The sequence below is a fragment of the Methanobrevibacter sp. genome, from assembly GCF_045112895.1.
Taxonomy (GTDB): Archaea; Methanobacteriota; Methanobacteria; order Methanobacteriales; family Methanobacteriaceae; genus Methanocatella.
In genome coordinates this window covers 15,878-37,590 of the sequence record NZ_JBGUIH010000007.1, presented here as the reverse complement: position 1 = coordinate 37,590, position 21,713 = coordinate 15,878, and the positions used below count along the sequence as shown (strand labels likewise).

Genomic DNA, 21,713 nt, shown 5'->3' with positions numbered 1-21,713 from the left:
GTTTCAAAGAAGTTAAAAACGGATGTTTTGTTCCTGCACGGTTCACTTACACAGCAAAAAAGAGACGAAATAATTTCCAATTTCCAGGAAAACAAAGATTATAAAATTCTGGTTGCAACACTCAAAACTGGCGGAGTGGGATTGAACTTGACTGCCGCGCAAAATGTTATCCATTATGATTTGTGGTGGAATCCCGCAATAGAAAATCAGGCAACGGATCGTGTACATCGCATTGGGCAAAAAAGTGACGTTATGGTCTATAGATTCATCACAAAAGGAACTCTTGAAGAAGTAATTGATGAAATGAGTAAAAATAAACTAAATCTTGCTGAAAAAGCAATCAGCAGCGATGAAACTTTCATTACTGAAATGAGCAACGAAGAATTGAAAGAAAAATTATCATTAAGATTATGATCTCATTCAATTCTTAAACTAAAATTCAGGCTTCTGGATGAATGGGTCAAAGCACCTATTGAAATGATATCCACACCATATTCAACATAGTCTAGAATATTGTCTTCAGTAATCCCACCTGACACTTCAATCAATGAGTTTTGACGAATATTGAGTTTTTCAAGCTCATCAATGACTTCCTTAACTTCAACTCCACTCATATTATCAAGCATGACAATATCTGCCTTATTCCGTACGCATTCTATTGCATCTTCTAAAGTCTCTACTTCAATTTCTATCTTTTTGGAAAAACTGGTGTTTTCTTTTGCTTTTAGGAGCGCATCAAGCGGGGAATCGCAGACTGCAATATGGTTATCCTTTATTAACACCATATCATCCAAACTGAAACGATGAGTATCGGCACCACCAACTTTTAAAGCATACTTATCGAATTTGGCTATTGCCGGAGAGGTCTTGCGGGTTCCAGCAATTCTAACATCATAATCCTTAACCAAATTGGCATAATAATGAGCTGCAGTTGCCACACCACTCATTCTCATTGATAAATTAAGTACAGTCCTCTCGAGAAGCAGAATTGTTCTAGCGTCTCCTTTCATAGACATTATCAAATCATTTTTAGAGATTTCACAACCATCGTTTAACCAAAATGTGACATTAACGCCATACTCCTCCAAAACTTCACGAATAATATCGATACCGGCCAGGATTCCTTCATCTTTTGAAATAATATATGCATTAACTTCTTTATCTTTTTCAACAACGGCATTTGAAGTAATGTCTCCAAATCCTTTATCTTCTTCTAGCATATATTCAATAATTTTATCCAAAAAATCACCTAAAATTTAATAATTAATATTAATATATACTATTTTTATAATATAAAATAAGTGATTACATGGAAATAATATTTTTAGGAACTTCATCTGCAGTGCATTCTTATACTCGAAATCACCCTGCAATAATTCTAAAGGCATTTGGTGAAACTTTCTTGTTTGACTGTGGTGAAGGAACTCAAAGACAGCTGATATTTGCAAAAGTAAGCCCTATGAAAATATCAAAGATATTTTTAAGCCATTATCATGGAGACCATATTTTGGGCCTTCCGGGCTTGATTCAATCAATGAATTTCAGAGGAAGGGAAAACAAATTAACAATATATGGTCCTGAAGGATTATATGACTTAAGAAATGCATTATTCAGCTTAGGTTATTCAAAAATTGAATTCCCAATTGAGTTTATTGAAATTGGTTCTGGAACTGTTGAATCAGAAGAAGATTACATTATTAAATCACAGCAGGTAAACCACCATGTTCCATGTTTAGCCTATTCTGTCGAAGAGCTTAAAAAACCAAGATTTCTACGAGAAAAAGCAATAGAACTAGGTGTTCCAGTAGGCCCCGACTTCGGACGCCTGCATAATGGCGAAGAGGTTGAAGTTGATGGTAAAATAATCAAGCCCGAACAAGTGCTTGGACCACCAAGAAAAGGAAATAAAATCACTTATTCAGGAGATACCACCCCATGTGAAGAAATGGTGGAATTTGCAAAAGATTCAACAATTCTTATCCATGAATCGACTTACATAACTGAAGATGCAGACAAGGCTGAAGAAAATTTCCATTCGACATCTGCCGATGCGGCCAGAATTGCCGAAGCATCAAATTCAAAAGAACTGATATTAACTCATTTCAGTACAAGATACACTAAAACTGATGAATTACTAAAACAGGCAAAAGACATTTTTGAAAATACAAAATTGGCAAAAGATTTTATGAAAATTGATGTCTAGGAGTGTAGAATGAATTTTTTAGTACCCCCCGAAAATCCAATGATACTCATTTACATTTTAATAGTGATTATTGTCGCAACCCTGATTACAAGATTGGTTGCTTATCTGATGAATAAAATGGATCGTTTTCATAAGAATAAGGCTGCAATATATCTTGCAAGGGACATAATCAACTATATAATCTATTTTATAGCATTGATGATAATTTTACAATTCTTTGGCATTAATCTTGCAGGAACCCTTCTAAGTTTAGGAATAGTGGGTATTGCCGTGAGTTTTGCTGCCAAAGACATCATATCAAATCTGTTCTCTGGAATAATCCTGATTATCGGAAAAAGTATTCAAGTTGGAGATACTATTGAAATAAATAACAAAAAAGGAATTATTGAGAGGATTAGTCTCAGATCAACAACTATTGTTGACGATATTGGTGTTAGAGACATAATACCTAATTCAACATTGACTAACACCCCTTATTTACAATTTAAACCTCAAGAAAAATTCAGAGTGGATATTTTAGCAGGACTTGCCTTAAACGTCGACATTGAAGAATTTAAGGATTACATCACTAAAAAGATTTCCGAATATGACGGCATACTTGACAATCCAAAGCCGGATGTCTTTGCTAAAGGAATAACCTTTGAAGAAAGTCAGGTAAAAGTGTCATTTTGGGTAAAAGAATTTAATAGTAAAGACAAATATAAATTAATTATAACAAATGACATAAGAAAATATACACAGATGGGTGAGAAAGATGAATAGCTCTCTTCAAGAAGAAATTTTAAAATTAAAAGAGGAAAAAAATGCGATAATCCTTGCACACAACTACCAACCAAAAGAAGTGCAAGAAATTGCAGATTTCCTTGGAGACTCTCTAGAACTATGTATAAAAGCTTCTGAAATCGATGACAAAGATTTAGTCATATTTTGTGGTGTGGACTTCATGGCCGAAACTGCATTCATACTAAATCCCGATAAGAAGATTGTCATTCCGACATTAGAAGCCGAATGTCCTATGGCACATATGCTGCATGAAGATGTGCTATTGAAAGCTAAGGAAGAACACCCGGATGCAGGAGTTATCCTTTATGTAAACAGTATTGCTGAAGCAAAACAGCATGCAGATACATTATGTACTTCCGCCAATGCAGTCAAAGTCGCTGAAAGTTTACCTCATGATAAAATTTTATTCGGGCCTGATAAAAACTTAGGAACACATGTTGCAGACAAGATTGACAAAGAGATCATACCTGTTCCTAAAGATGGTCACTGTTACGTACATAGACTATTCCATGTTGAAGATGTTGAACTTAAACGAGAACAATACCCTAATGCAGAAATAATCTGCCACCCTGAATGTGATATGAAAGTTCAAAAAGCATGTGACGTGGTAATGTCAACAGGCGGAATGTTAAGACATATTGCAGAAAGTGACAAAGAAGAATTTGTTATAGGGACTGAAATTGACATGATTACAAGAATCAATGCAGAAGTTCCTGGCAAAAAATTATATCCTTTACTTGAAGGAGCAATCTGCAATACAATGAAACTGCATACATTAGAAAAAATCAGAGACTCCCTTGTTAATGAAGCTCCTGAAGTCACATTGCCAAAAGATGTTGCTGACAAATCCAGAAAAGCAGTTGAACATATGCTTAATGTTTCAAAATAAAATCAAAGCTAGTTTAACTAGCTTAAACTTTTTTTATTTCTTTACTCGATTTAAAAATGATTGTAATTCAGAAATTATCATCGAATAGTCTTCATCTTCATAGTAACTCTGTCTTTTAGGGTGGAATATTACCAATTTTGAATCTTCAATAAAATCTCCTAAAGGGATAACCTGCGTTTCAACATTATTGAATAAATAACCCTCCATACCAATTATCAGTGCTTTGGCTTTGACATTAGATATTTTATCTTCCAAATTATATTTTAAAATACAATCATTACGGAATTTAAAATCATAAATGTCCATAGATAACGTATCATCAATATAATCTTCCATGAAAACATCCAATTCATCAGAAGATAGGTTTTCCAACACATTTTTTGAAAAATAACCTGCGAATATCAATCTGCTGATAATAACAACCGCTTTGGACAAAGATGCATCATAAATATCTGAATAAAAATCATCGGATGAATCAATTATACCATCAATACATTTGGCTATAACATAACTATATCCTGAAACTTTATAGGAACCGTTTAAAACAATTATGAATTCCATATCATCAGGATACTCACATGCCCATGTAAGAGTTTCATATCCTCCTACTCCTTCACCGATTATGCCAAAAAGTTTTTTGATATTGCCGAATTTTTCAGCTAAAAATTGTTTCTTAAAGTTAATACGATCCTTAAAGGTATAATTAGGGAAATTATATCTTAAATCGGTTGTTGATGGAGAACATGAACGGGGATTTCCTAGGGAAAAAATCCTAATAAAAAAATAATCGTCCTTATTAATTTGGTCAATGTTTACTAAATCCTTATACTGTGTAAAAAAAGAATATTGACCTTGAAGTGTTGGGGAATATATGATTGCATTAATGATATTTCCCTCATCATCATATTTTGGAACCCCGCTAGTGAAATAGGCCACTTCAACATTTTCTAAAACCCTTCCGGATTCAAATTCAAAAGATTCCATAATATGTGCGCCATATTTAACAGTATAAGTAATAATATCACAACCATTTAATAATAATAATGGCCTAATGCAATATATATTTTTTGATTATGCAAAAATCACATATCTTCTAGAAAGCTAGACAAGAAAACATTCATTTCTATTTCTTCGCGGGCAATGAAATCATCTAGTCTGATTTTTGCAATATCACTCTGAAGAGGATACAGTTTATCTTCAAAATACATCATAATCTTTAAGATATTCCCATCGACAGCAGTTTCTTCCTCCAAATTTTCATCAAGGAAAGCAAGCTGAGCATCTGATAATCCCTCAACATGATATTCAATGAATTTGGAATCATTCTCATCACCATAATCCACAATCCTAACAATCATCGAAATCCTCCAGAAACTCTCTTAACTCATTAGAGATTTTTTCGATTTCATTAAAGCACAAATGCCCCAAATTTGAGTCAATAACTAACAATTGTGAATCTTTAATCATTTCCGACATTGGTATTGCATCCAGATTTGGTGGGAAATGAGGGTCCTGATTGCAGGCGACAACCAATACTTTGGATGTGATTTTATCCAATTCCTCTTCAACATCAAAATACATGCATGATTCATTGCAATACTTTAAATCATAAATATCTGTTTCAATGCTTTCATTTCCAAAGCTTTCAAATTCAGCACTTAACTCAATATTAGACATGGCTCTTAAGGCTTCTTTAGAAAGTCCAAAGTTAAATTCCGCCAAACTGGCTATCCTTAATGTCCTAAGCAGAGAATATGTCATCTCCCCTTTATTATAATCAGGATCAGATTCTATAATCTCATTTACAAATTTGGAAAGAATAAAATCATGTCCCGCTACTTTATAGCTACTTACTCCACAAATAATAAAGTCTGCAAAATCAGGATATTCAATAGCAGATGTCAAGCAAACAAAACCTCCCATTGAAATGCCAATCATCCCTAAAACATGATTAATATTGAATTTTTCGGCCAGAAATTTTTTCTGGAAATTCACGACATCCTTAATGGAATATTTTGGAAATTTACTTTTCAAATCTGTAGTTGAGGGTGAACAAGAACCTGGAGAACCCAAAGCAGATAAACAAATGAAAAAATATTTATTTTCATCAAAAACATCCCCGCTTCCAACTAATGGAGCTATCTTTTTCATTGAAGAATAATTGCCTAAAGAGCCGTGACAATAAACAACGGCATTTTTAATATGCCCATTATCATCATGAATAGGATTTCCAAAAGTCATATACTCTACTTTAACGTCTTCTAAAACTTTACCGTTTTCAAATTCAAAAGAATCAAGCGTGAAATATTCATTCCTATTAATAAAATATTCTTCATCGTAAATTGCAATTCCTCCAGATAATTAAGATTACATATAGTAATTGTTTAAAAAAATATTTAAATTAAACTAAACAATGTTATTGTGATGAAATATAAAATTCTAGAAAAACCTAACTGCAACGATGCATATGATTTAGTTCAGGACGCTTTGCGCAAAAAAGCGACAATAGTGATTTTTGCATGTTGCAAAGTTAATTATGAAGGGCGAGCATTAAGCGAACTAAACTGGGGAGAACGCATCATTATGATTAAACCTGACGGAGCTTTCTTAATCCATCAGGAAAAGAAAGTGGAGCCTGTAAATTGGCAGCCTCCCAAATCAAGAACAAGAAGCTACATTAAAAATGACAATCTATTCTTAGAAAGCCACAGAAGAACTCCAAAGGAATTATTGACAGTGGAAATAAGGCAAATCCAGTTTATCAGTTATGCAAATATTGAAGACTTTGAAGAACTTGAGCAGGCAGGATACGAAAAAGATATGAGCGACATGATTATGGAAAAGCCCCATATGATAGAAGAAGGATTTACCCCAACCACTCGAGAATATAGCGTCGAACACGGATTTATCGATATTTTAGGAAAAGACAAGGACAATAATCTAATGGTTCTTGAGCTGAAAGCCCGTAAGGCCGGAGTTACTGCGGTAAAACAGCTTAGAAGATATCTGCAAGATTTAGAAAATACAGATAATGATTATTTAAGAGAATGCAAAGCTCAAAAAAAGAAGATACGAGGATTATTAGTTGCGCCATCAATTATGGATGATGCATTGGAGTTAATTGAAGAAGAGGGAATTGAATTTGTATCAATCGAGCCTCCCCGTGAACTAAAAAGAGATAAGAAAGTTACTTTAGATGCGTTTTAATCCAATGCTTCTTTAATTCTTTTCAACTCGTCGATATAAAATTGCCTTGTGAATTCATTAGCCGGGAATGATTTGGTCAGATGATGTTCCTTTTCCAATTTATAAATTAGATAATCTTCAGTGTCTAGCGGAATTGTCTCGTCATTATCCAATAATTCTAGATTATCTAATTCTTTCAAGATATTTTGATATTCTTTTTCTTCAAGTTCAATGACATCCTCCAAATCCATTTCTTGGATTTTTGGATTCAGCTGTTCTGCAATTGCCACAAAACCATTTACTTTTTTATCAGACATGTCAAATTTTGTATTCCTGATTTCTTCCATGGAAAATTTTACATGAAATACTGTAGGTTCGCTAACGGGAATCTCTCTTGATAACCCAATCTGGTTGATTTCATAATCATTTTCCCACTTTCCGATTTTATAAATTGCATAATTTATATCATTAACTTTAACAATGTCCTCATTAACCATAATATCACAACTATGAATATATTTTTATAATAATAAAAACATTATTATATATTGTAGATAAAAAATGCAATTTCAATGGAGGTTAATCTGTGAAAAAATGTCCTGAATGTGGAAATCCTAGTTATGATGGTGCTCCTGTTTGTGGAAATTGTGGATACAAATTCCCTAAAACAAAAGCTGCTGCTTCTAAAGGAGAAGATATCTTCCAAAGAGAACCTAAACCTAAAAAACCTTCCAATGAACCAAGTACACTTGAGATTTTAAAAGAAAAGAAACTAATTATTGGAATAATATTGCTTATAACTTTAATTGTGATTTGTGGAATAGTTCTCACAGGATCAAATAATCATTCTTCACCAATTCAAACTATTGATTTAGCTGAATTTAGTGCAGGAGACTTTTCATTCAAGTATCCTAAAGCTTGGGAAGAAATTAAAGAAATTGATGATCAACACCCTGGAGCTAAATTTTTCAAAAACGGTGAAAATACAACTATAGAGTATTATAATATTTCAAATGATGCAGAATCCCTTAAAGAAATAACCCAAGAAAGACTTAGTTTTGCCCAGGATACCGGTTCTTATGTGGAACTTGTTGAAACTGTCACTATAGATGGCAGAAATGCATCAAATATTATATTGGAAAATGCTGATGGGGATTACACCAGATTTGTTTCAATGTTTAGTGATGGCAAATTATATGTATTCAAAATTGATGGAGATTCCATTAATTCCGTCACAACCGATGACATAAATTCCATGGTGAATTCCGCAAATATTGTTTAAGTATGATTCAAATCATACTTTTTCTATTTTTTAAGTGTTAAAAATGACAAAAATTAAGCTTGCACTTTGTCAAATGAATGTTATTGACAATAAAGAGAAAAATCTTGAAAATGCTACTTTTATGATTGAACAAAGCAAATCAAAAAATGTTGATATGATTGTTCTTCCAGAAATGTTTAACTGCCCATATTCAAATGACAAGTTCATTGAATATGCAGAAGAGGAAAACAATAGCTTTACTTTAAATAAGATTTCCAATTTGGCTAAAAAGAACGACGTTTACATTCTTGCCGGATCAATTCCTGAAAAAGAGAACGACAAACTTTACAATACCAGTTATCTTTTTGATAAGCGGGGAAACATAATGGCCAAACATAGGAAAATGCATCTTTTTGACATAGATGTCAAAGGAAAGATTACATTTAAAGAATCCGATGTTTTGACAGCCGGCGACGAAGTCACAATTGCGGATACGGAATTTGGAAAAATAGGCATCGGAATATGTTATGACGTTCGTTTCCCGGAACTTGCAAGGATTATGGTGGAAAACGGAGCATTAATACTATTTTATCCGGGCGCATTTAATATGACAACAGGACCTGCCCATTGGGAGCTGCTTTTCCGCTCAAGGGCTCTTGACAATCAGGTTTATTGCGTTGGCGTTGCCCCTGCACTAAATGAAGAAGCAAGCTACCATAGTTTCGGGCACTCCATCATTGCAAATCCGTGGGGAGAAATCATTGCCGAAGCCGATGAAAAAGAGAATTTGATTATATCTGAAATTGATTTAAGTGAAATAAAAAGAATAAGAGAAGAGCTCCCCCTTTTAAAGAATAAAAGAGAAGACCTCTATGAAGTCAAAAGAAAATAGCTATTTCAATTTAGCCAATCTCTTTTTAAAGTAATCCTCTTTTTTAGTACCATCAAATACTTCAATAGCAGTTTCTATGACCCTAACTTCATTGTTATAGTCATTTGCTTTCCTATATAAGACACATAAGCGTTTATATGGTGCATCCTTAGCTTCTTTTGCCTCAACATAGCGTTCATATTCCTTAATGGCCTTTTGAGGATTGGTTTTCTCAATTTCCTTAATGGTGCTCATTGGAATAACTTTCACAATTGATTTACCGGATGCTTTAGCCTTTTGTCTTTTTTCAGCTTTTTTGATAGCCTTATTGCAAGACTTTTTAAAGTCCTTATCATCTTCAGATTTTCTGGCATCCTTGATTAATCCGATTGCTTCATCACTTGCAAGATCTCCCAGTGCTTGAACAGCAGCTAGTTTAACACCCCAATCTTCATCTTCAAGGCATTTTGCAATTACATCCAATACATCATCTGCCTGAAGTTCACCTAAAGCACGTACCGCAACTTTTCTAACACCAAAATCTTCATCTTCAGTTGCTTCAACAAAATAAGGGATGACCTTTTCGTTTTCAGTTTCTTTAAGTGCAAAAGCTAAAAATCTTTTGTCTTTGCCTTCTGCATTTTTAAATTCATCGATTAATTTATCAACAGCTACATCACCCATGCTTCCTAAAATTTCGGCTGCTTTAAATCTGACCTGCGCATTATCATCAGTAGTAGCTTTAATTAATGGTTCAATAGCTTCTTCATCAGTTATTCCAACCAATGATTCAATAGCTTCTTTTCTAACTTTAACATCATCATCTGATAAACTGTTAATAGCTTCTTCAAAACTTAAATTTGACATGATATTAAATTAGATTTTAGGAATATATAATCTTTTAAAAAAAATAGAAAAAAATAAGAGAAAAAATCTCTTATTTAAATTGCAGTCCATCCACCGTCAATACAGATTAATTGACCGGTACAGAAACTGGATGCGTCGGATGCAAGGTAAATTGCAATACCGTCTAATTCACCAGGTTTACCTAAACGTCCAGCAGGACAGTATGCTGCAATAAGATCCATGAATCCTGGTAATTCAATGGAGTCTACGGTTAATTCTGTTTCAAATACAGCAGGACCGATTGCGTTTACGGTAATGTTGTATTTAGCCCATTCTACAGCTAAGTTTTTGGTTAAGTTCATTACTCCACCTTTAGCTGAGGAGTATGCGCTGATTCCTCCTCCTGGGAAGATTACTCTGGAGTGGATTGAACCGATGTTGATGATTTTTCCGTATTCTTGTTCAATCATGATTTCTCCGACAGCTTTACACATGTAGTATACACCGCTTAAGTCAATGTGGATGTGTCTTTCCCATTCTTCATTGGATTGGTCGGTAACCATTTTGTTGTTACCCATACCTGCTGCGTTAACTAAGATATCGATTCTTCCATATGCGTCCATTACTTTTGCAACTGCTGCGGTGATGCTGTCATAGTCACCTACATCACATACTGCGTACATTACTTCAGTTCCGAATTCTTTTTCGATTTCGGCAACATTTTCAAGTAATCTTTCTTCTCTTCTTGCAAATAATGCTAATTTAGCACCTTGGCTTGCATATGCTTGTGCAATTTGCCATCCTAAACCGGAGGAAGCTCCAGTTATGACAGCAACTTTGTCTTTAATATCGAAATAGTTTTTCATTTTTTTATACCACCTAAGGCATTAGCCTATGTATAAATATATGTTAAATTAAACTATTTAATGATTTTTATTCTAAAATTTAATAGAATTCTATTAAATCAATAATATGATTGAATATTATTTTTTAATATCCAAAAAAATTAAATAAACAAATAAATTATAACAGTTAAATTTTTTAAGATGTGCAAAAAAATTCACATTAGCAATATAATTTAACAATGTTTAAATCAATAAACATCGATAATTTAAAAAAATTAATAAAACTAATATAACAAAATCCATTAAATATACAATTGTGCTAAAAAAACATGAGGATATTAAAATGATTGAAGAGCAGACCAAAAGTTATACAAAAAAGCAGATTTTCAAGACCCTCCACCCTTGGGTTCGCAAATGGTTTGACTCACAATTTAAAGATTTCACACCCGCTCAGAAAAAATCAATCATAGATATCCATAAAAGAAATAACATCCTCATCTCATCACCAACAGGTTCTGGTAAGACATTAACGGCCTTCTTATCAGTAATCAGCGAATTGACAACACTCGCCGAGAAGGATGAATTGGAAGATAAGGTATATTGCATTTACATCTCACCTCTCAAAGCATTGGACAATGACATTGAAAAAAATTTGGAGGAACCACTAAAGGGAATAGAGGAAATTGCTGGCCATGAGCTTGGAATAAGAAAGGCAGTACGAACCGGCGATACAACACAGTATCAAAGGCAGAAGATGCTAAAAAAACCGCCCCATATCCTGATTACAACACCCGAAACATTGTCCATCCTGCTTGTAGCTCCAAAGTTTAGGGAAAAATTGAGCGGAGTCAGATATGTAATCGTTGATGAGATACATTCCCTGGCCGAAAACAAGAGGGGAGTCCATTTAAGTTTATCATTAGAAAGATTGCAACACCTGGTTGGCCAGTTTACAAGAATCGGCCTTTCAGCAACCGTCAGTCCTCTTGAGGAGGTTGCGAAATTCCTTGTAGGCTATGAGTATGGCCTTGGAAGAAGCTGCAAAATAGTCGACATAAACTATCTAAAAGAGCTTGACATGGAAGTGATGTGTCCTGTAAGCGATATTGTGCTGGCTGATGAGGAAGACACACGTTTGGGCATGTATGACTTACTTGATGATTTAATTCAAGAAAACAAAACGACATTGATATTCACAAATACAAGAAGCGGAACCGAAAGATTTGTTTATAATCTAAAGAAAATGTATCCGATGAACTACAATGATTCGAACATAATGGCCCACCATTCCTCACTTTCAAAGGAAGTGCGTCTAGAAACAGAAAAGAAGCTAAAGGAAGGAAAGCTTAAGGCTGTTGTATCATCAACTTCCCTTGAATTGGGTATTGACATCGGATATATCGATCTTGTCGTATTGATAAACTCTCCAAAATCCGTTGCAAGAGCCCTTCAAAGGATTGGGAGAAGCGGGCATAAACTGCATGAAAAATCCAAAGGAAGAATCATAGTGACAAATCGTGATGACCTAGTCGAATGTTCAGTGCTTCTTAAAAACGCTAAAGAAGGAAAAATTGACAAAATCAGCATTCCAACTAACTGCCTGGACGTTTTGGCCCAGCACATTTATGGAATGAGCATAGAAAACACATGGGATATCGATTATGCTTATGATGTAATCAAGAAAAGCTATTGCTATAAGGACCTCTCAAGAGATGATTATGAAGATGTGCTGAGTTATATGGCCGGTGAATATCCGGAACTCGAAGAGAGATATGTCTATGCAAAAATCTGGATAGACTATAATAAAAAAACCTTCGGAAAAAGAGGCAAGTTAGCCAGAATGCTTTATTCAACAAATATCGGAACAATACCTGACAGTTCCGGCGTTTTGGTCAAATGCGACGGTGAAACCGTCGGCAAAATAGAAGAGTCATTTATGGAAAGGCTGAAAAAAGGAGACACCTTTGTTTTAGGGGGTAAAACCTACCGATTCAACTACGGAAAAGGAATGACAATTAACGTAACCCCCTCAAGCGGCCCTCCAACAATACCCTCATGGTTTTCACAACAGTTACCCCTATCCTTTGACCTTGCAATGGACATCCAACGCTTCAGGTCACATATGGAAACCAAGTTTGAATATCGTCGAAGCAAAGAGGAAATAATGGAATTCATCTACGACTACCTGTATGTTGATGACTTTGCTGCAAATTCAATATATGAATACTTCGTTGAACAATACAAATACGCCAAAATACCTAGCAACAGACTATTGCTGATTGAATATTACAAGGGATTCGGCGGAAGGCGCTTTGTAATATTCCATTCATTGTTTGGAAGAAAAGTCAATGATGCCCTATCAAGGGCAACGGCATATATCGTTGCCAAGAAATACAATATGAATGTGACAATATCAATTTCAGATAACGGCTTTTATTTAAGTTCCGACGGAAAAATTGGAGGCCTGGAATCATTCAAAGAATTAAACCCTGAAAATTTTGAAACGATACTGACAAATTCATTGAATAAAACAGAAACATTAGCTTCCAGATTCAGGCATTGCGCCGGAAGGTCACTGATGACCTTAAGACATTATAAAGGCGAATCAAAATCCGTTGGAAGGCAGCAAGTTCGAGGCAAAATATTATTGAAATTCGTGCAGGACATGGACGATAATTTCTCAATATTAAAGGAGGCCAGAAGAGAATCGCTTGAAGATTACATGGACATCAAAAATGCTTTGAAAGTCATAAACATGATTGATTCAGAAGAAATGGAGATAAAAACAATAAATACCGTAATACCCAGCCCATTTGCATTCAATTTAGTTTCTCAAGGTTATTTGGATGTCTTAAATCAGAATGATAAAGGAGAATTTACAAAAAGAATGCATCAAGCAATACTTGACCAGATTAGAGATAAACTAAAAGACATATATTAGGTGTTAGAATGAAGATTTTGATTGTATACTATTCAAGAACAGATGTGACAAAAGGAATTGCAAACAAAATTCAAAGCATATTAAACTGCGATATTGAAGAAATCACGGATGATGGGAAATATGATGGAAAATTAGGGTTCTTAAAAGGAGGAATGAACGCTACAATGGGACGGGCAAGCGACATCAATCCCATTTCAAAAGATCCTGCAGACTATGACTTGGTTATAGTCGGAACGCCTGTCTGGTCCTCCAACATGGCAACACCAATTTTTACCTATCTAATTCAAAATAAAGATAAAATCAACAAAATGGCCTCCTTCTGCACCTGCATGGGCGGAGGCTATGACAAGGCATTGGAAAAGATGGCAGAGGTTTCAGGAAAGCAACAAATATCAACAATGTTTTTAACTTCAAAAGACATAGATAATCCTAGCGAAAAAATAGATACCTTTATTAATGAAATCAAATAATTATATACAAGGTGATTATTATGACCAAATGGAAAGCAGTGATTTTTGGTTTCATACTAGCCGTGATGGTTAAATCATTTTTCGCACAATATGAATTTGTAGGATTGTTAATTGTAGGATTTATAACCGGATACCTGGCTCATGATGGAGCAATTGGAGGCATGTGGAATGCCGCTGTTGCTGGAGCGTTAGGAACTATCGTTTGTGCAATATTATTTATCATAATTGCAACATTGGGAGGTAGTCTATTCGGTATTTTCGGAGGATTAACTGGATTTACACTTTCTGGAATTACAAGCATAACAGTAATAATAGGCTATTTGATTTATTATGCAATTGTTATGGGAATTACAGGAGCCTTTGGAGGAGCATTGGCTTCTAAAAAATAACCTTTTGGAGAGATAAGATGGAAATATTGCCAGATGTAAACTTTAAAGCATTAATATTCGGAGCAGCAATAGCAGGTGCATTCATATTATTTGGATATCAATATTGGGATTGGTTTTATCCATTTGCCGCAATAGGACTTTTATATGCCGGATACGGTCAAAAAGACCTTCTTTTTGGAACCGTTGCCGGAGCATTTGCTTCCACACCAATACTTGCATTGACATTACAGGGTTATATGGGAACATTCGAAGAAGGATTTTTCACAACAGAAACTGGAATAATGACTGTGGCCCTTATTATACTCATTATTGGTGCATTCGTTGGTTTTGTCGGCGCCTGGACTAAAAGAAGTCGTGTAAAAGCATTGGAAGAATATGAAAAAAAGCAGAATATCGGTAAAAAGAAAAAGAAAAAATAGACTAATTCTAAAAAAAATAAAAAAATGAAAAATAATAACAATCTATGTTATTATTTTTTCTAATTCATCCCTTTCAATTCCTCTTTTTATTTCAAGGGCAATTCTTCTACCCATACTCATAGGTTTGCCATAAGTCAAGTAGGAGTAAGGAGAACCATCCATAAATGTGTTTGTACCACCATCAGTTCTAGCACTGATTTCAAAACAGATTACTTCTAGATTATCATTTACTAATGTTTGCATACAGAACGGACCGTTTAATCCTGGAGCAACTAATTTTTTAGCGCTTTCTGTTAATTTATCAGCTATGTCAAATACTTGTGGGAGTAAAGATTCACGAATTACAGCTGGGTGGTTACCGGTAACTACATAAGATGGGCTTAAATCAATATCCAATTGGTCTTTTGCAGGCATTCTTACAAATCCGTCAATACTGGATTCGTATCTTGTATCCATACCCATTAATTCAACTTTATCATCAAGAGCTGAGTAGAAATAGTGTATACAGTAATTACAACCTGAAACATATTCCTCGATGTGTGCTGCTTCTACATCACTGTCATCTAACCATCCACGAGCTTTCATAGCTTCAATTTTTGCATCGAATTCTTCAGTAGATGAAGCAACAAAGTAACCTCTTCCACCTCTTGCACCTGGGAATTTAACCATAACCGGTCTGTCAATTTCAGAAGGATCGCTGTATTTGAAAGGTATTCTCACATCACCTTCAACAAGCAATGCTCTTTCCTTGTCTCTTTCTGCTTCCCATCTTAAAACATCCCTGTTTCCGAACATTGGCACATTGAACTTGTCTTCAACATTGTCTAATCCTGCATATGCAACAAAAGATCCGTGAGGAACGACAATTGCATTCATGTCCCTGAGCTGTTGTTGGACTTCCTCATTGACAATGTCTTTAAATTCATCAACAATAATGTATTCATCAGCAACTCCAAAACGTTGATATGGAATTTCCCTTCCTTTTTGACATACAATAGCTGTTCTAAATCCTTCTTCTTTAGCACCTTGCAAGATATGTAAAGAGGTGTGGCTTCCGAGAGTAGCTATTGTTATTTCACTTTTGTCATATTTAGCCAAAATATCTAAAATGTCTTCCTTTTTAACTTCTCCCATTTTATCTTCTCCTTAAAAGAATGATATTTATAAATATATCATTATGAATTTATAATATTTTTTATTTAATCGCCCAAATGGTGAAAAAAATTTTAAAAAGGATTAAAAACATATTAAAAATAGAAGAAAAAATTTAATTAGGTTGAAAGAATGTTGATAGGTTTAATTTCAGACACCCATATTCCAGACAGAGCAAAGGAAATTCCCGAAAAAGTTTTTGAAGCATTTAATGATGTTGACTTAATTATGCATGCCGGTGATTTAACATCTATTAATGTAATTGATGAATTATCAGAAATTGCTCCGGTACTGGCAATTCAGGGAAATATGGATCGGGCAAAAGGAATTAAACTCCCAATAGCAAAGACAATCGAAGCTGAAGGATTGAAAATTGGAATCGTGCATGGTGAAGTTTATCCAAGAGCAGACACACAACAATTGGTTTATCTGGCAAAGGAATTGGATGCTGATATCTTAGTAAGCGGACATTCACATCAACCGAAAATAGAACAGACAGATGGGGTGTTATTGTTAAATCCGGGAAGCCCCGTTGTGCCGAGACTTGCAGACAGAACCGTAATGCTGCTTGAGGTAAATGACAAACAAGTGGATGTTGAAATTGTAAAGATTGGTGCCCCGGTATGCAGCGCACTTGATTTTGACAAATATAAGAGGGATTGAAATGGGAAGCAAATGGCAGATGGAAAAGCATAAAGACCCTTATTACAAAAAAGCTAAAAAAGAGGAATACCGTTCAAGGGCATCATTCAAACTCAAACAGCTCGACAAGAAATACAAACTCATAAAAGAAGGAGACACCGTCGTTGACCTTGGGGCCGCACCCGGCGGATGGTCGCAGGTGGCTTTAGAAAAAGTCGGAGAGGAAGGAGTTGTCGTCGGTGTGGACCTGAATCGGTTTAAAAAATTCCATGAAGAAAATTATTACGGAATCAGGGGAGACTTTACAACCCCTGAAGTTCAGGAAAAGATTATGGAACTTATCGGCGGGAAAGCAAAGGTCGTGATGTCTGATGCATCCCCCTCATTGTGCGGAATCAAAAACATTGACCAGCTCCGGTCAATTGATCTGGTCTATGCAGTCATAGGAATAGCTGAAAATATCCTAGAAGAAAAAGGAAATCTTGTAATGAAAGTATTCCAGGGCCCCGAATACAAAGAAATGCTGGATTCACTTAAAGGTAAATTCAGACATGTCAGAACAACCAAACCAGCATCATCACGTAAAAAGAGTTCTGAAATGTATGTTGTCGGCCTGGAATATATGCCCAATAAAAAAAATAGAAAAAGAAAATAAAGATTAAAGAGTGTTGTATGCATCATTAGCAGCTTGAAGCTTTTCCTTAGCGAAAACAATTCTGCTGTCCACATCATTTGATGGTTTGCCTGCATCCAAAGCACTTTGTACATTTTCAATAGCTGAATTTGCCCGTGTCAGTTCCAGCTTTGCATCATTAAATGTTTGAACATCTTCAGGTCCGCCCGCATAGTAGGTGGCCTTTACGCTATCAAACTTGACTGACAAATTGCCGTATTCCGCTTTCAGCTCGGCAAGCTCATCATATTGTGTTCCAGATGATATGTCATTTGTGATGCTGGATGAAACAATACTGTATCCTACATATGCCACAACAATGATTGTCGCTATTACCATTATGATTCCAACAACGGAAATCATCATAGAAGTGGATTTAAACAAGTTTAGTCTAGATTTTCTCATATTATCCTCAAATAATTAAATAAAGCAATTCGCATATAGTATATTAACTATTTTAGTATATAATTTTTACCTATCTTATGGATGCAACAAAATTCTTTTTAACTATGAAAATCAAAATATTTAGATAATGAATTCTACTACTAAATCACAAACATCAATCGCAAGATTTGAAGAATTTTTTGCAACAACATACAAGGATGATGTGTTCAAAATACTCGAGAAATACCCTGATGAACGGTCACTCAATGTAGATTATCAGGCATTGGAAATATTTGATCCTGACCTTGCGGATTTACTGATTGACAAGCCGGAGGAGGTTATTGATGCTGCAAGCATAGCCATCAAAAACATTGACCCCCTCGTTAAGGATGCCGACATCAACATCCGCTTTGAAAACCTTTCAAACATTATTCCTTTAAAGACCCTTTTAAGCAAATATATTGGAACATTCGTTGCCGCTGATGGAATTGTAAGAAAAACAGATGAAATCAGACCTCGTATTGAAACCGGCGTTTTTGAATGCAGGGGATGTATGAGGCTGCATGAAGTCGAACAGACCACTGCAAACAGGATAATAGAACCATCATTATGTAGCGAATGCGGAGGCAGGTCATTCAGATTGCTTCAGGAAGAATCCAAATACATAGATACCCAGACAGCAAGGATGCAGGAACCTTTGGAAAACCTGTCCGGAGGAAGCGAACCTAAGCAGATGCTGATGATTTTAGAAGATGATTTAGTAGATAAATTAAATCCTGGAGACAAGGTAAGAATTACAGGAACATTGAAAACCTTCAGAGAGGAAAGAAGCGGAAAATTTAAAAATTACATTTATGTAAACCATATCGAACCGTTAGAGCAAGAATTTGAAGAGATACAACTCTCTGAAGAGGATGAAGAAAAGATTCTTGAATTGTCAAAGGACCCTCACATTTACGATAAGATAATCAAATCCACTGCACCTTCAATCAGAGGATACAGGGAAGTCAAAGAGGCAATCGCATTGCAGCTGTTTGGAGGCTCTGCAAAGCAGCTTGAAGATGAAACCAAGCTGAGGGGAGATATTCACATCCTCATTGTAGGGGACCCTGGTATCGGTAAGTCCCAAATATTGAAATACGTTTCAAGGCTGGCTCCAAGAAGTATCTATACAAGCGGTAAAGGTACAACCGGTGCGGGTTTGACCGCAGCTGCCGTTAGGGACGAGCTTGGAGGATGGTCCCTTGAAGCAGGTGCATTGGTACTTGGGGACCAAGGTAACGTTTGTGTCGACGAGCTGGACAAGATGAGAGCGGAAGACAGATCAGCGCTTCACGAGGCATTGGAACAGCAGACCGTAAGTATCGCAAAAGCGGGAATCATGGCAACATTGAATTCAAGATGTTCCGTTCTTGCAGCCGCAAACCCTAAATTCGGAAGATTTGACCGATATAAAGTGCTTGCAGAACAAATAGATTTGCCTGCCCCTATCATTTCCCGTTTTGATTTGATTTTCGTTATTGAAGACAAGCCAAGCAGAGAGGGAGACTCAGAATTGGCGGACCACATTCTGAAAATACATAAGGAAAATACCATCGATTATGAAATCGAGCCTGATCTGCTTAGGAAATATATTGCATATGCCCGTAAAACAGCAAATCCTGTCCTGACCGATGAAGCAAACCAGGTTTTAAAAGAGTTCTACGTAAGCACAAGAAACAGCAACCCCGAAGAGCAAGGTGCTGTACCGATTACTGCAAGGCAGTTAGAGGCAATCATCCGTTTAGCGGAAGCAAGTGCGAAAATAAAGCTTAAGGATACCGTAGATAAGGAAGATGCTGAAAAGGCCGTGAAACTGACCTTGTTCTGTCTTAAGGATGTAGGTGTTGATCCTGAAACCGGCGAGATTGATGCGGAAGTCCTCAGCGGAGGAACACCAAAATCCGCTAGAGATAAGATTCAAAAAGTAACCGAAGAAATCAAGCTTCTTGAAGAGGAATATGCTGGCAATGCTCCTTTAAATGTACTGATTTCCAATATGAGTGACAAATACGGCGTGAGCGAAGAGAAAACTGAAGAGATTGTCAGGAACCTCGTCCAAAAAGGAGTAATATATCAACCAAGTACAGGATACTTTAGACGTGTCCTCTAAATATCCCACTTTTTTTATTTTTTTAAATTTTTAATCAAAATTATTATAATATACCATACATTAATAAGTGATTAAAATAAAATTTAATATATTATACTTATACTAATTTTTATGGAGAGATAATATGGATAAATACGAAGATTTATTAGAAAGAGCAATAGACCAATTACCTCCTGAAGTATTTGAACACAAAAGATTCAAAATTCCTAAAGCTTATTCAGATATCCAAGGTAATAGAACATTCATTAAAAACTTTAAGGATGTTGCAGAAGGTTTAAACAGAGACCCTCAACATTTATTGAAATTTTTGATGAGAGAATTAGGTACTGCAGGAAATATTGAAGGTCAAAGAGCAATCTTGCAAGGTAAATTTACTCATTACCTAATCAATGAAAGAATCGAAGATTATGTAGACAAATACGTAATTTGCCACGAATGCAACAGGCCAGATACCAGAATTATTAGAGAAGGTAGAATTTTCTTACTTAAATGTGCTGCATGCGGTGCAACAGCACCTTTAAAATCATTATAACTACCTTTTTCTTATTTTTATTGATACCATGTTTTGTCCGGAGTGCGGAAGTACTGATAAAAAGATGGTCGGAGACATCTGCATCGACTGTTTTTTGAAAGATTTTCAAATGATAGAACTGCCAAAAAGAATTGAAGTTCAAATCTGCAGCCACTGCAACAGCAAGCTTGAAGAAGGCAAATGGTCCGAAGAGTTTATCCCCGAAGAGGAAATCATTTACAGAGCGCTTGAGAGAAACATTGAAGTTGCCGATGAGGTTTCAAACGAAAACATTACCCTCGGAATCGACCAGATGAAAGGCACAATAGCCGAGTGCAGCGTCGAAGCGGTTGGGGAAGTCGAAGGAAGGCAAATTGAAGAAACCCATGAAACTGAAGTTAAAATCCTAAAAACCGTTTGTCCGACCTGCAGCAAGGTACAGTCAGGTTATTATGAATCAGTCGTTCAGTTTAGAGCTGATAAAAGAGAAATAAAGGCTGAAGAATATGTCAAAGCGGATGAGATAGTTGAGAGAACATTAATTAAACAATACAAAAGCGATAAATTGGCATATTGTCCGCAAATAGCTAAACCTAAGGAAGGTTACGATTATTACATCGGTTCCCTAAAATCCGGAAGAAAGGTTGCGGAAGCTCTAAAAGAGGAGTTTGGAGGAATCATCAAAGAATCCCCAAGGCTCATCAGCGAAGACAAATCCACCGGAAAGGGACTTTACAGAATCTGGATTTCAGTCAGAATCCCCGAATTTGAAACCGGCGATTTTATCAAGTTTGAAGATAGGATACTATACGTGAATAGCATTGCTAAAAACAGCCTTGTTGGAGAAGACATCTCCACAAACAAGAAACATAACATTCCGATGAAGAATATGGAAGATATTGAAGTTGTTAAAAAAGCGGCCGAACTTGAAACTACAACCGTTATTTCAAAATCTCCGCAAATCATGCAGATTTTAGATCCAATTGATTATTCTGCTGTTGATTTGGATATGAAGGATGAATATTCCAAATATAATGTTGGAGATGAAGTAAAACTCATCAGAATTGACAATTACATTTATTTAATTAACTAAGTG

General features: G+C 35.5%; 25 protein-coding genes. 16 read left to right on the top strand and 9 right to left on the bottom strand.

Annotated features, from left to right (window positions below; all coding sequences use genetic code 11):
* On the top strand, positions 1-414 hold a 414-nt coding region (locus tag ACJMLD_RS01835), incomplete at its 5' end, for a helicase-related protein (RefSeq protein ID WP_405267425.1).
* A gap of 2 nt (positions 415-416) precedes the next feature.
* On the opposite strand, the gene nadC is transcribed toward ACJMLD_RS01835, so the two are convergent.
* Positions 417-1,241 carry a carboxylating nicotinate-nucleotide diphosphorylase gene (nadC, locus tag ACJMLD_RS01830; protein ID WP_405267423.1) on the bottom strand — a complete coding sequence of 275 codons (825 nt, stop codon included), beginning with the start codon at positions 1,239-1,241 and terminating at the stop codon, positions 417-419.
* A gap of 68 nt (positions 1,242-1,309) precedes the next feature.
* Between nadC and rnz the strand changes: the two genes are divergently transcribed.
* Genes rnz through nadA form a run of 3 tightly spaced genes read left to right on the top strand, consistent with a single transcriptional unit; the run spans position 1,310 to position 3,875 of the window.
* Positions 1,310-2,203: a ribonuclease Z gene (rnz, locus tag ACJMLD_RS01825; protein WP_405267421.1), complete on the top strand. Its 894-nt coding sequence runs from the start codon at positions 1,310-1,312 to the stop codon at positions 2,201-2,203.
* Positions 2,204-2,212: 9 nt separating this feature from the next.
* On the top strand, positions 2,213-2,965 hold the full coding sequence (locus ACJMLD_RS01820) for a mechanosensitive ion channel family protein (RefSeq protein WP_405267419.1): 753 nt from the start codon (positions 2,213-2,215) through the stop codon (positions 2,963-2,965).
* Positions 2,958-3,875 carry a quinolinate synthase NadA gene (nadA, locus tag ACJMLD_RS01815; RefSeq protein ID WP_405267417.1) on the top strand — a complete coding sequence of 306 codons (918 nt, stop codon included), beginning with the start codon at positions 2,958-2,960 and terminating at the stop codon, positions 3,873-3,875. Before ACJMLD_RS01820 ends, nadA begins: the two co-directional genes overlap by 8 nt.
* Positions 3,876-3,908: 33 nt before the next feature.
* Here nadA and ACJMLD_RS01810 read toward each other — a convergent pair whose 3' ends face one another.
* The 3 genes from ACJMLD_RS01810 to ACJMLD_RS01800 all read right to left on the bottom strand — a co-directional run bounded on the left by ACJMLD_RS01810 (position 3,909) and on the right by ACJMLD_RS01800 (position 6,116).
* A complete protein-coding gene (locus ACJMLD_RS01810) occupies positions 3,909-4,859 on the bottom strand; it encodes a hypothetical protein (protein WP_405267415.1) in 951 nt (316 codons plus the stop codon).
* 98 nt (positions 4,860-4,957) lie between these two features.
* On the bottom strand, positions 4,958-5,233 hold the full coding sequence (locus ACJMLD_RS01805; protein ID WP_405267413.1) for a DUF5750 family protein: 276 nt from the start codon (positions 5,231-5,233) through the stop codon (positions 4,958-4,960).
* Positions 5,223-6,116, bottom strand: coding sequence for an alpha/beta fold hydrolase (locus tag ACJMLD_RS01800; RefSeq protein ID WP_405267412.1), 894 nt, complete (start codon positions 6,114-6,116; stop codon positions 5,223-5,225). The genes ACJMLD_RS01805 and ACJMLD_RS01800 overlap by 11 nt, the downstream gene beginning before the upstream one ends.
* Positions 6,117-6,299: 183 nt before the next feature.
* On the opposite strand from ACJMLD_RS01800, the gene nucS reads away from it, so the two are divergent.
* On the top strand, positions 6,300-7,082 hold the full coding sequence (nucS, locus tag ACJMLD_RS01795) for an endonuclease NucS (protein ID WP_405267410.1): 783 nt from the start codon (positions 6,300-6,302) through the stop codon (positions 7,080-7,082).
* Here nucS and ACJMLD_RS01790 read toward each other — a convergent pair.
* Entirely contained in the window at positions 7,079-7,558 is a 480-nt protein-coding gene (locus tag ACJMLD_RS01790; RefSeq protein WP_405267409.1) for a hypothetical protein, read from the bottom strand. The genes nucS and ACJMLD_RS01790 overlap by 4 nt on opposite strands.
* Positions 7,559-7,647: 89 nt before the next feature.
* Between ACJMLD_RS01790 and ACJMLD_RS01785 the strand changes: the two genes are divergently transcribed.
* Positions 7,648-8,343, top strand: a complete 696-nt coding sequence (locus ACJMLD_RS01785; RefSeq protein ID WP_405267407.1) for a zinc ribbon domain-containing protein — start codon at positions 7,648-7,650, stop codon at positions 8,341-8,343.
* A 43-nt stretch (positions 8,344-8,386) separates the two neighbouring features.
* Entirely contained in the window at positions 8,387-9,214 is an 828-nt protein-coding gene (locus tag ACJMLD_RS01780) for a carbon-nitrogen hydrolase family protein (RefSeq protein ID WP_405267405.1), read from the top strand.
* On the opposite strand, the gene ACJMLD_RS01775 is transcribed toward ACJMLD_RS01780, so the two are convergent.
* Both ACJMLD_RS01775 and ACJMLD_RS01770 read right to left on the bottom strand, forming a co-directional pair.
* The gene (locus ACJMLD_RS01775; RefSeq protein WP_405267403.1) at positions 9,215-10,060 is read right to left on the bottom strand and encodes a HEAT repeat domain-containing protein; all 846 of its coding nucleotides are present in this window, start codon (positions 10,058-10,060) and stop codon (positions 9,215-9,217) included.
* A 74-nt stretch (positions 10,061-10,134) separates the two neighbouring features.
* Positions 10,135-10,905 (bottom strand): SDR family NAD(P)-dependent oxidoreductase, encoded by a 771-nt coding sequence (locus ACJMLD_RS01770; protein WP_303738758.1) that lies wholly within the window; start codon positions 10,903-10,905, stop codon positions 10,135-10,137.
* 322 nt (positions 10,906-11,227) lie between these two features.
* Between ACJMLD_RS01770 and ACJMLD_RS01765 the strand changes: the two genes are divergently transcribed.
* Genes ACJMLD_RS01765 through ACJMLD_RS01750 form a run of 4 tightly spaced genes read left to right on the top strand, consistent with a single transcriptional unit; the run spans position 11,228 to position 15,103 of the window.
* Positions 11,228-13,825, top strand: a complete 2,598-nt coding sequence (locus tag ACJMLD_RS01765) for an ATP-dependent helicase (RefSeq protein ID WP_405267401.1) — start codon at positions 11,228-11,230, stop codon at positions 13,823-13,825.
* 8 nt (positions 13,826-13,833) lie between these two features.
* Positions 13,834-14,295 carry a flavodoxin family protein gene (locus tag ACJMLD_RS01760; protein ID WP_405267399.1) on the top strand — a complete coding sequence of 154 codons (462 nt, stop codon included), beginning with the start codon at positions 13,834-13,836 and terminating at the stop codon, positions 14,293-14,295.
* 20 nt (positions 14,296-14,315) lie between these two features.
* On the top strand, positions 14,316-14,684 hold the full coding sequence (locus tag ACJMLD_RS01755) for a DUF5518 domain-containing protein (protein WP_405267398.1): 369 nt from the start codon (positions 14,316-14,318) through the stop codon (positions 14,682-14,684).
* Between the two features lie 17 nt (positions 14,685-14,701).
* On the top strand, positions 14,702-15,103 hold the full coding sequence (locus tag ACJMLD_RS01750; protein ID WP_405267396.1) for a hypothetical protein: 402 nt from the start codon (positions 14,702-14,704) through the stop codon (positions 15,101-15,103).
* A 42-nt stretch (positions 15,104-15,145) separates the two neighbouring features.
* Here the strand turns inward: ACJMLD_RS01750 and ACJMLD_RS01745 are convergent, their stop codons facing one another.
* Complete coding sequence (locus ACJMLD_RS01745; RefSeq protein ID WP_405267394.1) at positions 15,146-16,237, bottom strand: formate--phosphoribosylaminoimidazolecarboxamide ligase; 1,092 nt, start codon at positions 16,235-16,237, stop codon at positions 15,146-15,148.
* 150 nt (positions 16,238-16,387) lie between these two features.
* Here ACJMLD_RS01745 and ACJMLD_RS01740 point away from each other — a divergent pair, with 150 nt between their 5' ends.
* Positions 16,388-16,918, top strand: coding sequence for a metallophosphoesterase (locus ACJMLD_RS01740; protein ID WP_405267392.1), 531 nt, complete (start codon positions 16,388-16,390; stop codon positions 16,916-16,918).
* A 1-nt stretch (position 16,919) separates the two neighbouring features.
* Entirely contained in the window at positions 16,920-17,552 is a 633-nt protein-coding gene (locus ACJMLD_RS01735; RefSeq protein WP_405267390.1) for an RlmE family RNA methyltransferase, read from the top strand.
* A 3-nt stretch (positions 17,553-17,555) separates the two neighbouring features.
* Here ACJMLD_RS01735 and ACJMLD_RS01730 read toward each other — a convergent pair whose 3' ends face one another.
* On the bottom strand, positions 17,556-17,975 hold the full coding sequence (locus ACJMLD_RS01730) for a hypothetical protein (RefSeq protein WP_405267388.1): 420 nt from the start codon (positions 17,973-17,975) through the stop codon (positions 17,556-17,558).
* 127 nt (positions 17,976-18,102) lie between these two features.
* Between ACJMLD_RS01730 and mcm the strand changes: the two genes are divergently transcribed.
* From mcm to ACJMLD_RS01715, 3 genes are all read left to right on the top strand, one after another.
* The gene (gene mcm, locus ACJMLD_RS01725) at positions 18,103-20,106 is read left to right on the top strand and encodes a minichromosome maintenance protein MCM (protein ID WP_405267387.1); all 2,004 of its coding nucleotides are present in this window, start codon (positions 18,103-18,105) and stop codon (positions 20,104-20,106) included.
* A 124-nt stretch (positions 20,107-20,230) separates the two neighbouring features.
* Complete coding sequence (locus ACJMLD_RS01720; RefSeq protein WP_067040760.1) at positions 20,231-20,638, top strand: translation initiation factor IF-2 subunit beta; 408 nt, start codon at positions 20,231-20,233, stop codon at positions 20,636-20,638.
* A 28-nt stretch (positions 20,639-20,666) separates the two neighbouring features.
* A complete protein-coding gene (locus tag ACJMLD_RS01715; RefSeq protein ID WP_405267385.1) occupies positions 20,667-21,710 on the top strand; it encodes a 60S ribosomal export protein NMD3 in 1,044 nt (347 codons plus the stop codon).
* Positions 21,711-21,713 lie beyond the last annotated feature (3 nt).

Excerpts from the sequence above, each read along its gene's own strand:
- nadA (WP_405267417.1), top strand. The coding sequence starts at position 2,958 with ATGAATAGCTCTCTTCAAGAAGAAATTTTAAAATTAAAAGAGGAAAAA.
- ACJMLD_RS01780 (WP_405267405.1), top strand. The coding sequence starts at position 8,387 with ATGACAAAAATTAAGCTTGCACTTTGTCAAATGAATGTTATTGACAAT.
- ACJMLD_RS01805 (WP_405267413.1), bottom strand. The coding sequence starts at position 5,233 with ATGATTGTTAGGATTGTGGATTATGGTGATGAGAATGATTCCAAATTC.
- ACJMLD_RS01720 (WP_067040760.1), top strand. The coding sequence starts at position 20,231 with ATGGATAAATACGAAGATTTATTAGAAAGAGCAATAGACCAATTACCT.
- ACJMLD_RS01735 (WP_405267390.1), top strand. The coding sequence starts at position 16,920 with ATGGGAAGCAAATGGCAGATGGAAAAGCATAAAGACCCTTATTACAAA.
- ACJMLD_RS01775 (WP_405267403.1), bottom strand. The coding sequence starts at position 10,060 with ATGTCAAATTTAAGTTTTGAAGAAGCTATTAACAGTTTATCAGATGAT.
- ACJMLD_RS01770 (WP_303738758.1), bottom strand. The coding sequence starts at position 10,905 with ATGAAAAACTATTTCGATATTAAAGACAAAGTTGCTGTCATAACTGGA.
- ACJMLD_RS01760 (WP_405267399.1), top strand. The coding sequence starts at position 13,834 with ATGAAGATTTTGATTGTATACTATTCAAGAACAGATGTGACAAAAGGA.
- ACJMLD_RS01730 (WP_405267388.1), bottom strand. The coding sequence starts at position 17,975 with ATGAGAAAATCTAGACTAAACTTGTTTAAATCCACTTCTATGATGATT.
- ACJMLD_RS01740 (WP_405267392.1), top strand. The coding sequence starts at position 16,388 with ATGTTGATAGGTTTAATTTCAGACACCCATATTCCAGACAGAGCAAAG.
- ACJMLD_RS01765 (WP_405267401.1), top strand. The coding sequence starts at position 11,228 with ATGATTGAAGAGCAGACCAAAAGTTATACAAAAAAGCAGATTTTCAAG.
- ACJMLD_RS01755 (WP_405267398.1), top strand. The coding sequence starts at position 14,316 with ATGACCAAATGGAAAGCAGTGATTTTTGGTTTCATACTAGCCGTGATG.
- ACJMLD_RS01820 (WP_405267419.1), top strand. The coding sequence starts at position 2,213 with ATGAATTTTTTAGTACCCCCCGAAAATCCAATGATACTCATTTACATT.
- ACJMLD_RS01745 (WP_405267394.1), bottom strand. The coding sequence starts at position 16,237 with ATGGGAGAAGTTAAAAAGGAAGACATTTTAGATATTTTGGCTAAATAT.
- mcm (WP_405267387.1), top strand. The coding sequence starts at position 18,103 with ATGAATTCTACTACTAAATCACAAACATCAATCGCAAGATTTGAAGAA.
- ACJMLD_RS01790 (WP_405267409.1), bottom strand. The coding sequence starts at position 7,558 with ATGGTTAATGAGGACATTGTTAAAGTTAATGATATAAATTATGCAATT.
- rnz (WP_405267421.1), top strand. The coding sequence starts at position 1,310 with ATGGAAATAATATTTTTAGGAACTTCATCTGCAGTGCATTCTTATACT.
- ACJMLD_RS01715 (WP_405267385.1), top strand. The coding sequence starts at position 20,667 with ATGTTTTGTCCGGAGTGCGGAAGTACTGATAAAAAGATGGTCGGAGAC.
- ACJMLD_RS01800 (WP_405267412.1), bottom strand. The coding sequence starts at position 6,116 with ATGACTTTTGGAAATCCTATTCATGATGATAATGGGCATATTAAAAAT.
- ACJMLD_RS01810 (WP_405267415.1), bottom strand. The coding sequence starts at position 4,859 with ATGGAATCTTTTGAATTTGAATCCGGAAGGGTTTTAGAAAATGTTGAA.
- ACJMLD_RS01750 (WP_405267396.1), top strand. The coding sequence starts at position 14,702 with ATGGAAATATTGCCAGATGTAAACTTTAAAGCATTAATATTCGGAGCA.
- nucS (WP_405267410.1), top strand. The coding sequence starts at position 6,300 with ATGAAATATAAAATTCTAGAAAAACCTAACTGCAACGATGCATATGAT.